This is a genomic window from Pedobacter heparinus, from assembly GCF_032678725.1.
Classification (GTDB): domain Bacteria; phylum Bacteroidota; class Bacteroidia; order Sphingobacteriales; family Sphingobacteriaceae; genus Pedobacter; species Pedobacter heparinus_A.
Genome location: NZ_JAVTSC010000001.1, coordinates 457,423 through 473,613, shown reverse-complemented (window position 1 = coordinate 473,613; position 16,191 = coordinate 457,423). Strand labels below are relative to the sequence as shown.

Annotated in this window: 11 protein-coding genes; 1 reads left to right on the top strand and 10 read right to left on the bottom strand. The window is 43.0% G+C overall.

Translation table 11 applies throughout. From position 1 onward, the window contains the following. Positions 1–6: 6 nt before the first annotated feature. A complete protein-coding gene (locus tag R2Q85_RS01925) occupies positions 7–1,692 on the top strand; it encodes a sodium:solute symporter family transporter (protein ID WP_316810048.1) in 1,686 nt (561 codons plus the stop codon). 111 nt (positions 1,693–1,803) lie between these two features. Here R2Q85_RS01925 and R2Q85_RS01920 read toward each other — a convergent pair whose 3' ends face one another. The 10 genes from R2Q85_RS01920 to R2Q85_RS01875 all read right to left on the bottom strand — a co-directional run bounded on the left by R2Q85_RS01920 (position 1,804) and on the right by R2Q85_RS01875 (position 16,189). Next, positions 1,804–3,030: a DUF1343 domain-containing protein gene (locus R2Q85_RS01920; protein ID WP_316810047.1), complete on the bottom strand. Its 1,227-nt coding sequence runs from the start codon at positions 3,028–3,030 to the stop codon at positions 1,804–1,806. Positions 3,031–3,141: 111 nt separating this feature from the next. Further along, entirely contained in the window at positions 3,142–4,983 is a 1,842-nt protein-coding gene (locus R2Q85_RS01915; protein ID WP_316810046.1) for a cytochrome-c peroxidase, read from the bottom strand. 30 nt (positions 4,984–5,013) lie between these two features. Beyond that, entirely contained in the window at positions 5,014–6,360 is a 1,347-nt protein-coding gene (gene acpA, locus R2Q85_RS01910; RefSeq protein WP_316810045.1) for an acid phosphatase, read from the bottom strand. A 374-nt stretch (positions 6,361–6,734) separates the two neighbouring features. Continuing rightward, positions 6,735–7,118, bottom strand: a complete 384-nt coding sequence (locus R2Q85_RS01905; RefSeq protein ID WP_316810044.1) for a DoxX family protein — start codon at positions 7,116–7,118, stop codon at positions 6,735–6,737. Between the two features lie 135 nt (positions 7,119–7,253). Continuing rightward, entirely contained in the window at positions 7,254–8,267 is a 1,014-nt protein-coding gene (locus R2Q85_RS01900; protein ID WP_316810043.1) for a zinc-binding alcohol dehydrogenase family protein, read from the bottom strand. A 28-nt stretch (positions 8,268–8,295) separates the two neighbouring features. Next, positions 8,296–9,084 carry an SDR family oxidoreductase gene (locus R2Q85_RS01895; protein WP_316810042.1) on the bottom strand — a complete coding sequence of 263 codons (789 nt, stop codon included), beginning with the start codon at positions 9,082–9,084 and terminating at the stop codon, positions 8,296–8,298. 15 nt (positions 9,085–9,099) lie between these two features. Then, positions 9,100–11,019: a glycoside hydrolase family 105 protein gene (locus R2Q85_RS01890; protein WP_316810041.1), complete on the bottom strand. Its 1,920-nt coding sequence runs from the start codon at positions 11,017–11,019 to the stop codon at positions 9,100–9,102. A gap of 98 nt (positions 11,020–11,117) precedes the next feature. Then, the gene (locus R2Q85_RS01885) at positions 11,118–13,421 is read right to left on the bottom strand and encodes a DUF5703 domain-containing protein (protein ID WP_316810040.1); all 2,304 of its coding nucleotides are present in this window, start codon (positions 13,419–13,421) and stop codon (positions 11,118–11,120) included. Positions 13,422–13,440: 19 nt separating this feature from the next. After that, a complete protein-coding gene (locus R2Q85_RS01880; protein ID WP_316810039.1) occupies positions 13,441–14,889 on the bottom strand; it encodes a sialate O-acetylesterase in 1,449 nt (482 codons plus the stop codon). Beyond that, the gene (locus R2Q85_RS01875; RefSeq protein ID WP_316810038.1) at positions 14,876–16,189 is read right to left on the bottom strand and encodes a bile acid:sodium symporter family protein; all 1,314 of its coding nucleotides are present in this window, start codon (positions 16,187–16,189) and stop codon (positions 14,876–14,878) included. Before R2Q85_RS01875 ends, R2Q85_RS01880 begins: the two co-directional genes overlap by 14 nt. Positions 16,190–16,191 lie beyond the last annotated feature (2 nt).

The window sequence follows — 16,191 nt, the reverse complement described above, 5'->3', positions numbered from 1 at the left end:
TAGCTTATGAGCAGCAGTTTAGTCTTTACAGATTATGTAGTTTTCATTTTCTACTTCCTCATCGTCACCGTTTATGGCTATGTCATTTACAGCAGGCGTAAAAAAAATGAACACGATGCCAAAGCATTTTTCCTGGCGGAAGGTACATTGACCTGGTGGGCTATCGGGGCTTCCCTGATTGCCTCCAACATTTCTGCCGAGCAGTTTATCGGCATGAGTGGTGAGGGTTTCTTCCTGGGGATTGCGGTTGCGGCCTATGAATGGATTGCAGCCATTGCCCTGATCATTGTAGCGGTTTGGTTCATTCCGGTATACCTTAAAAATAAGATCTATACCATGCCCCAGTTCCTGCAAAACAGGTACAATGAAACTGTTGCCCTGATCATGGCGGTTTTCTGGCTGTTCCTGTACATTTTTGTAAACCTGACCTCTATCCTGTACCTGGGTGCAGTGGCCATCAACGGACTAACAGGGGGTGAATACCTGCATGTGATCATGCTGGGGCTGGCTGTTTTTGCCTTGCTCATTTCCCTTGGAGGTATGAAAGTGGTGGCGTATACAGATGTGATCCAGGTTGCGGTGCTGATTTTTGGTGGTTTGGTAACCACCTATATTGCGCTGACCGTAGTAGGACAGAAATTTGGCGTAGGTGCCAATGCTATTGCGGGCTTTAATGTGCTCATGGAACAAGCTCCGGAACATTTTAAAATGATCATACCGAAGCCTACGGCTGATTCTTCACAAAACGAGATCAGCAAATACCTGACTTTCCCAGGTGCATTATCTTATGCGGCTGGTATCTGGATCATCAACCTGAATTACTGGGGCTGCAACCAGTACATTACGCAAAGGGCATTGGGTGCTGACCTGCAAACTGCCAGAACAGGTATTTTATTTGCGGGTTTCCTGAAACTCCTGATGCCTGTGATCGTGATGCTTCCTGGTATTGCAGCTTTTGTATTGTATAAAAATGGCCACTTGCCTCAGTTGGTTGGCGGAAAAGATGGTGCGTATTCGGCTGTCCTTACCTTCCTCCCTACCGGCCTTAAAGGTTTATCCATTGCAGCCTTAACTGCCGCCATTGTGGCTTCGCTGGCAGGTAAAGTAAACAGTATCTCTACAATTTTCACTTTAGATGTCTATTTAAAGTACCTTAAAAAGGATGCTGATCAGCGGAATCTGGTATTTGTTGGCCGCGCTACAGTTTTTGCAGGACTGATTCTTGCCGTAATGTTTACCTGGACCGATTTACTGGGCATTGGTGGTGTTGGTGGTTTCACTTATATTCAGAAGTATACGGGCTTTATCAGTCCTGGTGTATTTGCCATGTTCATCCTGGGTATGTTCTGGAAAAGGACTACCGGAAGTGCAGCCATTGCTGGAGTAATTGCGGGTTTTCTTTTATCGGTTTTCTTTAACGAGCTGGCGCCGTCTGTAATGGGTAATGATACCTGGTTGTATACGGCCTATCCTAATGGTAAAGGTGGTTTTGAGATTCCTTTCCATATCTGTATGGGTTTATCTTTTATGTTTACCATGATCCTGATGATTGCCATCAGTATGGGTGGGCCTAAAGTTAACCCTAAGGCTTTTGAACTGGATAAAGCGATGTTTAAAGTGTCCCCTTCTACATTGATCCTTATTGTGCTGACCTTATTGATTGTAGGGGCGCTGTATGTGAAATTCTGGTAAAAGGACAAAATAGGGATTCTTCTCAATTCTGGCATCTGTTTTCCGGCTTCATCAGGAAGCTGGAAAACAGATGCCAGAATTGAGAATTTTTATAGACCAGTTTGTCTTGTATCATGGATATAGGAGATACTTCGCCCGTATAGCCTTAAACTTCTCCAATCCAGGTTCCCAGCTTTTTCTAATGTCGGCTTCCGATACTCCCGCTATGATCTGCTTTCTCAATTGATCGGTACCTATGCGCAGATCAAAAGCCGATACATCCTGGTTCGCTCTTCCGGGAGTAAAGAAATTAGCTTTATCTGGATAAGCATTGTATAATTCAATTAACCAGGATAAATTAATCTGGCGGCTCTTCCGAAGCTTGTTAATGTCATAATTGCGAAGATCAAGGCCATAACAGACAGCGTCCTTGTGATTTGGTCGCTCACTCATTCCTGGAATACTTACCGGTTTGTATGAAAATGAATACTTGCCTTTCAATGCGGGTGCTCCCAATATAGTAAATGGCATATAAGTTCCCCGACCTTCATTGATCGCTGTTCCTTCAAACATACATAAGCTTGGGAAAAGCATCACTGCTTGCTGTGTATTTAAATTGGGGGAGGGATTTATCGGCAATACATAAGGCATGTCATGATTATAGTTGGCAACTTTTATAATCTTTATTTTGCATTTTTTTTTCAGATATCCCTCTCCGTTAAGATATTGTGCAAATTCACCGATAGTCATGCCATGCGTCATGGGGGTATAATGGATCCCTATGCCAGATTTAAATTTGTCATCAGTCATCACGGGTCCGTCTACTACATATGCGTTAGGATTAGGCCTGTCAAGAATCAGCAGTTCTTTGTTGTTTTCTGCACAGGCTTCCATTACATACTCAAGCGTATTGATATTTGTATAGTAGCGACAGCCCACATCCTGAATATCAAAGACCATTAGGTCGATATCCGCCAGCTGTTCTCTTGTTGGTTTCTCATTTTTGCCATATAAAGAGATGATTGGAATGCCAGTTTTAACATCTACCTCATTGCCCACTACAGCCCCATTACTGGCGTTGCCTCTAAAACCATGCTCAGGTCCAAACACTTTTGCAATTTTAATTCCAAGGCTTACTAAACTGTCTACACTGCTTTTCTTGCCAATCATGGAACTCTGATTTGCAACCAGCCCAACCCGCTTTCCTTTCAGATAAGGTAAATATTTTTCAGTCTGGTCGGCACCTGTGATAATTCCAGGCCTATTAGACCTACTTTGGTTAGACGATACAATTCGTGTGGCACCTTTCATGTTGATCGCCAGAAGTGTTAAAAAAAGTAAAGAAGTTAATCTCATCATTTTAGAAGGGTTATAATTTCTATATTACCATTAGTGCTATGCAGGATCTCTCTAAACCACAAGGACTAAATTAGGAAATTTGGTTTACATATTTTAATTATCCGGCAAACCTTATTTGCTTTCTAAACTTTCCATAAATGCAATGATAGCCTTTTTTTCTTTTTCAGTGAGGTGCAGATTTTCTTCGGGAAGCGTTTGATTGGAAAGTTTTATTCCTAATCCAGCAGCACCTCCATTATTATAAAATTCCATTACCTGATCCAAGGTCTGATATACTCCATTGTGCATATAGGGTGCTGTTTTATTGATATTCCGGATAGTGGGAATTTTAAAAGCATGTTTATAAGAATCAATACCAATCACATCATAGTAACCTAAATCCGTATCCAGCGTGGAGTCCGCCAGGGAAACAGGAACACCAATTACTTCCGTTTCACTTGTAATGAACTTTGGGGGAGTAACTCCATTAAACAAAGGAGCGAAATGACAGGTGGCGCATTTGGCTTTTCCCATAAATAAATTAAAGCCTTTCAATTCCTGCTTAGATAAAGCATTTTCATTACCACGCATATATTCGTCAAACCGGCTATTGAGTTTTATCAGGCTACGGATGTAGGAAGCAAGGGCATTCGTTACCTGATCCGAACTGATCACTTTCTCCGTATTTGCAGAGAAAGCCTTTGCGAATAACGAAGAGTATGAATTGTCTGCAGAAACATATTTTATGATCGCCTCCATCGAACCGTCCATTTCCTGTTTGCTGCTGATTACGTCACGCACCTGATCCTCCAGGGTTAACGCACGCATATCATAGAAATAATTTGACTGTAAAGCAACGTTGAGTAAGGATGGCACATTTCTTCTCAGCAGATTTGCAGAATCATGAATAGCTGTATGCTTTGCCTGTCCGTCCGAAAAAGACAAATCAGGATGATGACAAGATGCACAGCTTCTTGTACCATTACCGGATAGTGCTGCGTCAAAAAAAAGTCTTTCACCTAGCCCCACTTTTGCTGCTGTGGTATGAAATTCAGGGCCGGGAGAAAAGGCATCTGCATTAAATGCATCCGAATCAAACAATGTTCTTGCCTCCTGCTTAAGCATTCGGTTATATTTAATTCTGCGACCCGGCAAGTCCTGTTCCAATTGTGCTATCCCGGCACTGATCTTATTTCCGAAACGTGTAATAAATACGGCTCTGTCTAAGGAGTCAAAATTAGTATGATGATAAAGATAGGTTACGGAGGCATCCAGATCCCGCAATAAAGCCGTTTTTTTCTTTTTATTTACATACAAAGAAAGGACATTTCGTAAGCTTTTTAAGGATTCGGCAGCCTCTTGCATACTGTTCAAAGCAACAGCATTATCGAATCCTGTAAGACCCAAAGTGATGACCCTGAATATCTCTAACTTGGTTGCATCCAATATTCGCCAGTCGGCAAACTGATGATCATGAAAATAAGAAATCAGGTACTCCGTATTTGTTATTAAATGACTGACTGCGCTGATGAGTTCGTCTTTCTTTGCAGTATCATATTCCGGGTAGATAAATTCCTCGATCACCTGCAAACCCATTGGATCGATAGCACGGGCTAAAGATGGGTCTAGTAAATCAGCATTCTCAATCTCCTCCACTGGCGGGCCATTTAATCTCTTGCTCAGGTCGGCAGTAAAATATTCTGAAGCCCATTCAAATTTTTTGAACAGCAATCTTGACTTTAAAAAGGCTTGACGAACGCTGCGTCCGTCAACCTTATCTTTTGTAAGCTCAAATAAGAGCGTATCTTTTAAATACTTGTGGAAGGATACGATCTGAGTTAAAACTTCTTTTTGAATTTTTCGTTCCCGAGAATTGGCTTGTATTTGTTCTGTATGGTTCGAATTAACGGAGGTAAAGCATACAATAAATAACCCAGTTAACAGGAATGCTACTATTCCGACCTGCTTACTCATAACCTCCTCCTCTTCCTTACCAACAGTGACTTATTTAAATGTCAAAGCATTCCTGAACGGATTTGCATTTTTATCCCGCTCAGCTAAAGGTGCTATTCCCCACCTATGCTCTATAAAGGAAAGAATGCTGACTGTTTCATATGGTGTATGATCTACAACGCCTTTTTTTGCAAATGGCCCGATAACAATTGCAGGAATGCGGCTTCCTGGTCCCCATCTGTCAACAACGGGTGGGGCTACATGATCAAAAAAGCCACCAAACTCATCGTAGGTTAAGATAACCAAGGCATCCTTTGCATTAGGTCCTTCTAATACTGCATTAATCAGTTTTACTGCAAGTTCTTCTGAAGAATATACAGCAGAAGCACCTGGGTGTTCGTCATTCCCTCCGCCTGGTTTCACAAAAGAAACACTGGGAAGGTTACCTTCTTTCGCTGCTTTTATGAAATCATCTTGATCCTTCATATGTTTCCGGCCTGCTGTCCCCTCTTCATATTGGGCAAAATACAGGAAAGGTTCATGATTATAGGCGAAATTATTTTTCCTTCCTGCCACCGCATCATTCCATCCTTCAGAATACCAGGCCCAGGATATATTTTTTTCGCTCAGCCGGTCACCAATAGTCGGCATCGTCTGAGATGGCAATAATTTGGAAGTATCCGATTTTACAGGATAAGGTGCATTTCTTGAAAGAACGTGATTGACAACATAGCCGTCGGGAGTAATTATGCCATCCTTTATCATTTTGCCATCAGCATCAAATTTCGCGATCAATGATTTCGGAGCGTTCGGCCAAACCGGAACGGCTGCGGAAATCAGGTAAACGTGGTTAAAATAAGAGCCGCCAAATACACTCTGAAAAAAGTTATCACACAGTGTGTATTTTTGGGCGATCGGATACAGCGGTATTTTTTTTGTGTTATAATAACCCATCGTCAGTCCTTTGGAATCATTATATGCCGCGAACTTATCCATCTTTCCTCCGTTAATCTGCAACTGGTTATGAAAAAAACGGTGCGTAACATCAGGGGTTGCCTTGTCGGACGGAACATATTGGTCTATATTGAAAAATCCATTTGGCAGATTGGTAGGGAAAGCGTTGTTCCGAGGAATCTCAGGCAGGTATTTATAAGGGTTTCCATCCTTATCAACTTGCACAAAGTTACCTTTTTTAGCATTCCTAATGCCATTTGCTCCTTTAAACTCTCCATATAGATTATCAAAACTGCGGTTTTCCATATAGATAACAACCAAGTGCTTAATCTGCCCAATGCCTTTATCAAATGAGGTTTCCTGGTCTTGTACTTTTTTGCTGATCCCGCAACTGCTGATCAGCAAAATGATAAGAGACATATAAATAGATCGTTGTATGTTCATTCCGTTCATTAACATTCAATTGTACTCAAAATTTCCATTTAGGTTACAAACATAAGATTTTATATTAAAATGTCTCCGTGAAATCAATTTCCTCATCCCATGTAGGCACCACATACGCTGATAGCGTAACTTTCACTGCCATTGGGCGGATAATAAAAAAAATCCGTTAATAGCGCCACTATTAACGGATCTTTTAAATTGCGGAGATTAATCCGGTAACCCTAAAAAAGATCGATTTCCCCTTCATCAAATTCCTGCAACACCAATCGTTTCCTTTGAAGGTTAATCATTATGATGATCAAAACTACCTTTAATACGAACCTTCAGAAACAAGAAATCGGTAGAAAGGCAAAAGCGATAGGCGAATAAACCGATCAGGCAGTTGGTTCAGAAATCATTGGTTTGTATTTGTTCCAGTTATCAGCAATGATCCAAAGGTTTATGGCAAAAAGCGGTAATGCTATTGCCAGACCAGATGGCATGAAATAACTGTTGTGCAAGATGATGCCAACCATCACCGGCAAAATAACGATAGCACCTAGCGCTCTTGTTTTAGGGATAGCAAACAAAAGACCGCCCAAAATTTCTATAGCACCTATAAGTGGCATGAGCCAGGAAATCGTCATAAAAGCCCCCATAATTTTCATGATGTCTTCAGGCATTTCGGGTACAGGCATATAGTTTAGAAATTTGTTAAGGCCTGCATTGATGAACATGAGTCCAAAAAGGAGGCATAGGATAAGTTTTACGATTTTCATTTTGTTATTTTTAAGGATTAATTATTTTACTAAATGTATTATATTATTCCAAATTTATAGTAAAAACCGGGTAAAAAGCAGATCCATAACGACAAATTAAAGGGGGAAATGCGACATTTTCAAGCGGGTTTCTGCTTATACCGACACCATCGCCTTGATCACCCCATTTTTAGGATCAAGCCAGCCCTTAAATTCTTCCTTTACTTGATCAAACAAAACCCTGTGTGTAATGTAGGTAGCGGGTTCTACCAGCCCGGCTTTCATGGAAGCAATTACATGTTCAAAATCCGCTCTTGTGGCATTCCTGCTGCTCATTAAAGTAGCTTCACGCTTATGAAATTCGGGGTGACTAAATGAGATGTGCTCTTTTTGAAGTCCGATCAGAACAAAACGCGCTCCATGAGCCATGTATTGAAAGGCATTATTGATGGCTTTCAGACTGCCTGTGGCATCGATGACTACAGTGGGCATATCTCCGCCTGTAATTTCTTTCAATTGCGCCAGCACATCTGGTGCCAGTGCATGGATCACATGGGCCACCTTCAGTTTATCTTTGCAGAACTGTAAACGGTCATCATTGATATCGAGCGCAATGACCTTGCCCCCGGCAATCCGTGCAAATTCCATAGTCCCCAGACCAATAGGGCCAGCTCCGATAACCAGTACAAATTCGTCTTTAATGATCGCCGCACGACGAACACCATGTGCCCCAATGGCAAGAGGTTCTACCAGTGCAAGCTCATCAAAACTCAGGCCTTCACCATGGATCAGCAAACGGGAAGGTACAGAAAGGTATTCTGCCATTCCGCCATCCACATGGACACCACAAACTTTGATATCGGTGCAGCAATTTGGTTTACCGGAACGACAGGCAATACAAAGCCCGCAATTAAAATAAGGAATAAAAGTTACAGCCACTCCTTTTTCAAACCCCTCAGCTCCATCGAATTCAAGCAGTTCGCCGGAAAGCTCATGCCCCAACACCCTTGGGTAGCTGAAAAATGGCTGGGTGCCTTCAAATGCATGCAGATCTGTACCACAAATCCCGATACGTCTGATCTTTATAATTGCATTGCCCGGGCTTAATACAGGTTTTTCAGCAAGCTGGTATTCAAACGTTCCGGGTGTAGTGCAAACTAATGTATTCATTTCTTCTTTTTTTTACTATAATAACAATTTATGCGTTTGCCAGCGCCCTGTCCAGGTGTACATATCCCCCATCCACATGGATGATCTGTCCGGTAGTGTGACTTGATCGTCCCGACATCAGGAAGGCTGCCATATTCGCAATCTCTTCCGCTGTGGTCATCCTGTTTTCGAAAGGTATTTTGTCTGTGATCTCTTTTAGCTTTTCTTCCGCATCCGGAAGGGTCGCAATCCAGGTTTCGTAAGCAGGCGTCCAGCATTCTGCAACCACTACCGCATTTACCCGGATTCCGTATTTTAACAGTTCTACAGCCCATTCCCTGGTCAGTGCATTTCTGCCTCCATTGGCCGCAGCATAGGCTGAAGTACTGCCCTGCCCGGTTTCGGCAGTTTTAGAGGTGATGTTTACAATTGCACCCTTGCTTTTGATCAGTTCGGGCAGTGCAAAATGTGCCATTAAAAAATAATGAACTACGTTTTTATGCAAGGAAGCCATAAAATCTTTGTAGTTCCCATTTTCCAGTCCTACACCATCATTTACACCTGCATTGTTTACCAGTCCGTCTATCCTGCCAAAAGCACCGATAATCGCTTTCACCGCATTTTCACAGGCATCAGGATCGCTCAGTTCTGCTGCAACCTGGTAGGCCTTGCCCCCGGCAGAGGTAATTTCTTCTACCACTTTCAGGTTATCGGCTTCCTTTCTTCCCACAATTACGGCGATTGCCCCCTCGGCTGCAAATACCTGCGCAATAGCTTTACCTATGCCTTTGGCCCCGCCGGTAATGACAATGACCTTTTCTTTTAACTGTAAATCCATATCCCAAAAAATGCTTTATTTTTTACCCAACTGTTTTCCGATCCAGTTCACCAGGTCCTGGCCAGCTTTAAAATTCTCGTAACCGGCAGGGAGTTTTCTGCCATCCACATATTCATTGTACAACCACGGATCGCCAATGGCAAAGACTGTTCCTTTACCGTATTTAGCTACAGCCATGACATTGTCTCCATCCTGATCTTTGAGTACTGCTTTTGCGGAAGCCGAAAGTTTCAAACTGCTGTATTCTTTGATGTACAATTGTTTTGCGGTTTTAAATATTTCATTGCCTGCGGGTACCATCACTTTACCCATTTCAAACTGGTTTTTTACTACCCGGCCTTTGCTGTCTTTATTAAATTCAAGGCCGAAAGTTTTGGCCAGCTGGTTAAAATGATCCAGCTCAACGTTACCGGTATCATTGGCCATTAATACCAATACGCCTCCGCCTTTAACCCATTCTGAAATCGCCTTAATGTCATTTTGGGCAACAAAATTGGGCTGCTCAGTTTCTTTTTTTGTATCCGGATCAGCAATAATATAAACTGAAGTATTTTTCAAATTGGATACCCCAGGTGCGGCATTTAAAGTGACCGTTTTAAATCCCGCGTTGTTAAACTGATCTGCCCACATAGAAAAACCACCATTGCCCAGCTCGTCCCATTTGTAATGCCAGGAGATCAGGTTTCCGCTCTGGTCTTTCCTGGTTTCATTGTTAAAATACGAATCGAGTAATACGGTTTTTCCCAGTCCTGGCTTAGGAAGAGCGGCAATTTCCATTTCATTTGCTGCCATTAAAAATGCGCCCACACCTTTAGGATCATTGCTGATTACTTTTTCACTCATATAATAGTCATAACTGCCGTCACGATAAGGCTTACCACCTAAACCAGAAACGCTTACTGTCCCCTTCAGGTTAATCTTACCTTCTGCACGTTGTTCTACAAACTCCTGCTGAATGCCTTTATAGCCTTTACTGGCTACTGCAAAATAGGAAACGGGGAGATAACCCAGACGAACGCCTTTAGCGATAGCATATACAAACATACTGGAAGCCGAAGACTCAAAATAGTTGCCTTTGCGGTTCGGCTGGTCTAAAATATCATACCATACCCCTGTTTTGTTGTTTTGCGTGGCTTTAATAGCTGCAGCCAGACGACTCAGGATATTGATCATTTCCTGGCGTTTAGGATGAGTTTCAGGAAAGTAATCCAGGGTTTCTACCAATGCCATTGCATACCAGCCCATAGCCCTTCCCCAGATGTGCGGGGAAAGTCCGGTTTTTGGATCTGCCCAGCGTTCTGTTTTGGTTTCGTCCCAGCCATGGTACAACAAACCGGTCTTCGTATCTCTTGTATTTTGGTCTACCCAGATGAACTGATTGGCGATGTCGTCAAAAGCTTCCTCGTTTCCGATAAGCGCCGCATATTCTGCATAGAAAGGCTGTCCCATATACAAACCATCCAGCCATACCTGGTTTGGGTAGATTTTTTTATGCCAGAAACTACCTTGTTTGGTTCTGGGCTGTATCTTTAATTGCTCCCATAAAGTGGTTGCAGCTTTAAAATATTTTTGCTGACCCGTTATTTTATACAGTTCCAGCAGCACCGTACCATTCTTTACATTGTCAATATTTACATGGTCCTGACTATAGGTGTCAATTACTCCGTCTGCTGAAATGAATCCATCCATGTCATTCTGGATGTATTTGAAATAGTCGGCATTAGCGGATCTTTTCCATAAGGCATCCATTCCGTCCTGCACCACACCATGGTCGTAAGACCATTTTTTTGCCCTTTCCGGCCAGATTTCCATTACGGTTGCAGCCATCTGATCGGACAAAGGTTTAGCGTTTGTTTTAGCGGACTGGGCAGCTCCTGAAGATACTGTCCCCATCAGCGCCAATAAGCTAATTATAAGGGTTCCTGATTTATTCATACTCGTTTATCTGATATTGGTTTCTTACAATTCTACATAGTTTTACCCGGTGATTAGCGTAAAAACGGCAAAATAACTACGCAATCGTTGCCAAAGTATTATTTTAACCTGATCTCGATATCCTTTCTCCTGGATTCCGGTATCACTTTCAGCAATTTCACTTTGCCGTCTTTTAACTCCGCTTCAATCGTTGTCTGACCGGAGGCATGCAATTTAAAATGGACATTCCATTCCTTAGGCCAGGCCGGGAACAAGTAAATGTGCTTTTCATGGGTTTGCAACAACATTTCCTGCAAGCCGATCATACCGGAACCACCCCAGTTGTGATCGGGTACCCAGTCAAATCCAGGCCCCCAGAATGCCGGAAACCTCCTGCCCGAATCTTTTAATTTCAGCAAGGTCAGTTCAGCCGCTTCCTGGCTTAAACCCAGCCTCGCTGCAAAAATATTGTCCTGTTTCCAACCCACATGGCTCCTGAATTTTAACGCATCCGGATCATGTTTGAAGGTATTGATGGCCGTGTCCAGCCCTGGTCTGCCAATCCCGTAAATTCCCCAGGGATAAACCGGGTACAATTGCGGACTTTCGGTATTGTTAACCCGCTCCCATACTTTAGCCGCTGCAATGGTTGTATGACCATTAAACTCAGCGAAACTAATAGGCGGAATGCGTTTCAACATAGCTTCCCAGTTATGTTTTTGCTGCGTGGTAATGTCCTTAACCTGCAGCAGCCTGCTCAATACCGTTTTTAAGGCGCCTATGGTGGAGGTAGCATTATAGGCCATTTTATAAGTCTCGGCAGCTGATCCTGGGTACAACACCAGGTGTCCGCTGGCATCCAATGCCTTACTGCCCCTTTGTTTCGCCAGATAAGTATAATGTTCATCAAAAAAGGTGAGGCAGCTTTCGATGAAGGGTAAATATACCTTTACCTCTTTGCCTGCATAACTTTCCGTTTCGAGCATCATCATACAAAACTCCAATACCGTATCCCATTCATATTCCAGCCAGGCATTGTATTCCATGCCTTTATCGTAATGCTCCGGACGTTTCCACCCATATTCGGCGGGATTTGGCAATCCGAAATTCTCCAGCTGTTCGGTAAAGCTTGCCCCTTTATGTTTCCAGTAAAATTCCGTCCGCAATTCGGCGTTTTTCAATAATTTCGTATAAAAATCAAACTGGGGCTGCATCAACGCAGCATCTCCACTTTTTAACATCGGCCAGTAAACCAGGCGCTGGTTTTGTGCAGTATGGGTACCTCCGCCCCAGTTTCGGAAATCCGGGGTATATTTTAAGGCTGTATCTACCAGAACAGGATCGTAGGTAAAAAGACCTCCGTTAAATTTGGTCGGATAAGTGCCAAAAGCATTGCAGCCCAGCATATAACGGAACAATTGATAATTCATTCCTGCCTGTGCAACTGTTTGGTCCTTGTTGCTGTTCATTTCTATAAAACTACGCTCCCAATAGGCATTCCACCACTTTAGGCTAGGCTTAGCATCCTTTGCAGCGGTCTGGTCTTTTGTCTGGTTCAAATCCGCTGTCCACTGCCGGAGATCGGCGGTTTTTGCCGTATGCAGTGCCAGGTTAAGGCTGATTGAAGTCAGCCCTTTATCGCTTTTCAATTTCCAGCCTTTAAATGCAGTACCTGCGTAAGTTCCAGAGTAATTCCCTGCGGGGACCATTCCTGTTCCCCACATCGTTCCGCCAAATACCAGGTTTTTAAGCGGGTTAAACAGCTGATCTTTAATGCTGTCCATACCCTGTTGCTTAACGGTTACCTCAAATACCGAATTTGTTTTGTTCTGATGATAAAACAACACTGCTGCATTTTTAAAAGCAATGCTGTCTTTTAAGGTCTTTATTTCTCCCTGCGGTGCCCATTTATAGGAATTCTGATTATTTTCTCTGCCTTTGGTAACCCGATTTGCATATCGCCAGCTTTCATACCCGGCTTCAGCAATCGTTTTCTGGTTGCTTTTAATTTCCAGGTGAACCAATGGCTTAAATACATCAACCCAAACTTTCACTTCTGTAGTTAACGACCCTTTTTTACCGGTAATTTTCACATACCCGTCTTTTAGGATCAGTTCCTGTTTAAAAACTGCATCTTCATCAAAAGGATTGGGACTTAGTTTTAGGCGCACGCGACCAAGTTTTAATAAAGTATTGTTTTCATCAAAAGTACCGCTCCTGGCCATGTAAAACAGCAGCTCACCTTTTTCCACCCAAACATTCAGACCAATATCACCACCCCCGCAAGGCATGGACCCTGCAGCGTTTTCACTCTGGCTTGTCCATACCACATTCGGAAGTTCCTGCGCTTGTGCAGAGAACAGCAAGCCTGCCGATAAAACGATACCGGTGATAATGCGCTGTATGTGCTTATTGCTAGTCAAATTGTGTTTTATTTCTATATTAATTGTCCCAGTCATCTGTACGAAAGGAGGATACCGGCAAAGCATCTGTACCAAACAAATCTCCCTTCACAAAATCTTTAAATGCATACCTTACTGCCACAGGATTTTTTACCTGGTCTGCAGAAACCGTTACACTACCGCCCGAAATTTTAGCAATTGCCGGGTAAAACTTTTTATCTGCGCCTGCTATTTCGAATAAAGTTAAGCTTTTACCGAAAGATGTGAGGCCATTGGCCACATTTTGAAATTTAAGCACTATGGTATCGTCTTTAATACTCATGGATTCATAAACGGGACTGGCATTGCCAAAACCTTTAATACCATAAGTATTGCCCAGGGCAAGGTAAGCCAGCCGGGTTCCACCCTTTTCCTTATTGGCCGGGTGGATGCAATTTTCTTCGCCGATGTCCATCAATACCGCCATACCTGATGCCGGTATCTTAGTCAGTGATTTGCGTTGCGCATCCCTGATAAAGGCTGAACTAAATTTACCACCCGTACGGTAAGGTGGCAGCTGGACATAGTTGTAAGGAGCAATCTGCGCATAGTAAAAAGGAAATTCACCTATCCCCCATGCTTCCCGCCAGGCTTTTACCATGGCAGGGAAGAGCGCTTCGTAACGGTCTGCCCGATCGTAATTGGATTCTCCCTGGTACCAGATCGCACCACGGATACCAAAACCAATCACCGGGTATAACATGCCATTGTATAAGGTGGTCGGCGTACGGCTCACTTCCTTTATGGTATCTGTTTTAGCCGGTATTTTTACTTCAGGAAACGCCTTTAGCTGTTCAGGAGACATCCAGGCCTCTATAGAAGAACCTCCATAACTGTCGTTGATCAAACCTATTGGTACCTGCAGCATTTCACTCAACAGGCTTCCAAAATAATAGGCTGTAGCACTGAAGTTAGCTACTGTTTCGGGTGCAGCAGCTTTCCATTCAGAGGTTTTATTGTTGTCCTGCCTTTCGGTAACAGAAGAACGCGGAACCGTATACAACCTGATTTGCGGATTTGCAGATTTCAAAATGGCTTCGTTAGACCCGATAACAGGCTGTCCTTTAAAACCCTTCAGGGGCATCTCCATATTGGATTGTCCGCCACAAAACCAGACTTCGCCGATCAGAATATCTTTTAGCACCAGGGTTTTGCCATCGCTGATGCTGATCTCAAAAGGACCACCTGCCTTGGGTGTGTTGATCTTTAGCTTCCATTTGCCATCTGTCGCTGCTTTTATGGTGTATTTATGCTTATCCCATGAGGGAACCAACTGCACCTCAGCCCCGGCTTTTGCCCAGCCCCATATGGAAACTGCTGTTTGCTGCTGCAAGACCATATGGTCGGTAAAAATGGAAGCTGGTTTTACCTCGGCAAAAACGCTTTCAGAAAGCGCAAGTGCCAGGGCCGCCAACACAATTTTTCTGGTATATAGTTTAATCCTGTTCATTTTGATGTGAAATTAATGCGGCTTCTTTTTCTTCTTTTAAAGCTTTCCGGCGCCAGTAATTGGCCAGTATAGAGCCCGATATGTTCATCCATGGGCTGAATACTGCTGCTGCCAGGCCAACTGTGCCTAATTTACCCATCGATCCGGCCAGCCCTGTAGCCATTCCTCCGTTCTGTAATCCAACTTCAAATGCCAGCGTTCTCGCATCTGCTTTATTAAGTCCTAATATCCTGCTGAAAGTATATCCGAAAAAATAACCTGCACCATTATGGATAACAGCAGCAATAAACAATAAAAAGCCTACCTGCAAAAGATGATCACGTCCGGCTGCGGTAGTAACTGTGGTGAAATAAACAATCCCGGCCATAGAAAAGTAAGGCATGAAATCATCAATTTTAGGAGATTTCTTAGCAAGCATATGATACAGTACACCAATAACAACCGCTCCTGTAAAGAAATTAAAAACTTCTAAACTTTCTAAAACTGGTTCAGATAGATGAGGGGCAAAAGTGTCTTTCCAAATCAGCAGGTTAATCACTAACCATGCTGCAGAAAGCATTGCTATACCATTTAATTTCGCTGTCTGGTTAGGAGATGCCGTTTTAAGATAATCATGAATAAGTGCAGCACTTAAAGGAACAATCACAATCTTAATGATCTCCATCATCATATTAATGAACTTTACTTCTATTAAAGTTCCGGCAAGAATTTTCATTAAAAAAGGGGTCATTACCGGAGCAACAATGGTGGTAACAGCAGTTACTGTTACAGACAGTACCAGGTTTCCTTTGGCAATGTAAGTCATTACATTAGACGCCAATCCGCTGGAGCAACAGCCAATCAGGATAATTCCTGCCGCAATTTCCGTATCAAAATGAAAAACTTTAGTTAATAGCAATCCCATCAAGGGCATCACCGTAAAATGGCTCATTAAACCTACAACAACACCTTTTCCAGACTTTGCAATTCCTGTAAAATCTTTAATGCTCATCTTCATCCCCATGCCAAACATCACCAGTTGAATGACGATCAGAATAAGCCATTTATTTCGCATATCTACACCGCCAATGTTAAGCAGTTTTTCAGGATAAATCATCCCGGCAACAACCGCCGTAATGATCCATGCGGTATACTGATAACTTTTCAGAGATTCCAAAGATCCCATACCAATAGCAGTACTGACCGCCAGCACAAGTGCTGCAGGCTGCCAGAAAGCGGCATCTGAGCGCAGCAGGCCATACAGTAAAGCAGCAAGGGCAAGCAGGGCGATAAGCAGGCAAAACCTGCGGAACTTATACATGG

Coding starts and splice junctions, on each gene's coding strand:
- R2Q85_RS01900 (WP_316810043.1), bottom strand. CDS start 8,267: ATGAATACATTAGTTTGCACTACACCCGGAACGTTTGAATACCAGCTT.
- R2Q85_RS01925 (WP_316810048.1), top strand. CDS start 7: ATGAGCAGCAGTTTAGTCTTTACAGATTATGTAGTTTTCATTTTCTAC.
- acpA (WP_316810045.1), bottom strand. CDS start 6,360: ATGAACATACAACGATCTATTTATATGTCTCTTATCATTTTGCTGATC.
- R2Q85_RS01920 (WP_316810047.1), bottom strand. CDS start 3,030: ATGATGAGATTAACTTCTTTACTTTTTTTAACACTTCTGGCGATCAAC.
- R2Q85_RS01915 (WP_316810046.1), bottom strand. CDS start 4,983: ATGAGTAAGCAGGTCGGAATAGTAGCATTCCTGTTAACTGGGTTATTT.
- R2Q85_RS01895 (WP_316810042.1), bottom strand. CDS start 9,084: ATGGATTTACAGTTAAAAGAAAAGGTCATTGTCATTACCGGCGGGGCC.
- R2Q85_RS01875 (WP_316810038.1), bottom strand. CDS start 16,189: ATGTATAAGTTCCGCAGGTTTTGCCTGCTTATCGCCCTGCTTGCCCTT.
- R2Q85_RS01880 (WP_316810039.1), bottom strand. CDS start 14,889: ATGAACAGGATTAAACTATATACCAGAAAAATTGTGTTGGCGGCCCTG.
- R2Q85_RS01905 (WP_316810044.1), bottom strand. CDS start 7,118: ATGAAAATCGTAAAACTTATCCTATGCCTCCTTTTTGGACTCATGTTC.
- R2Q85_RS01890 (WP_316810041.1), bottom strand. CDS start 11,019: ATGAATAAATCAGGAACCCTTATAATTAGCTTATTGGCGCTGATGGGG.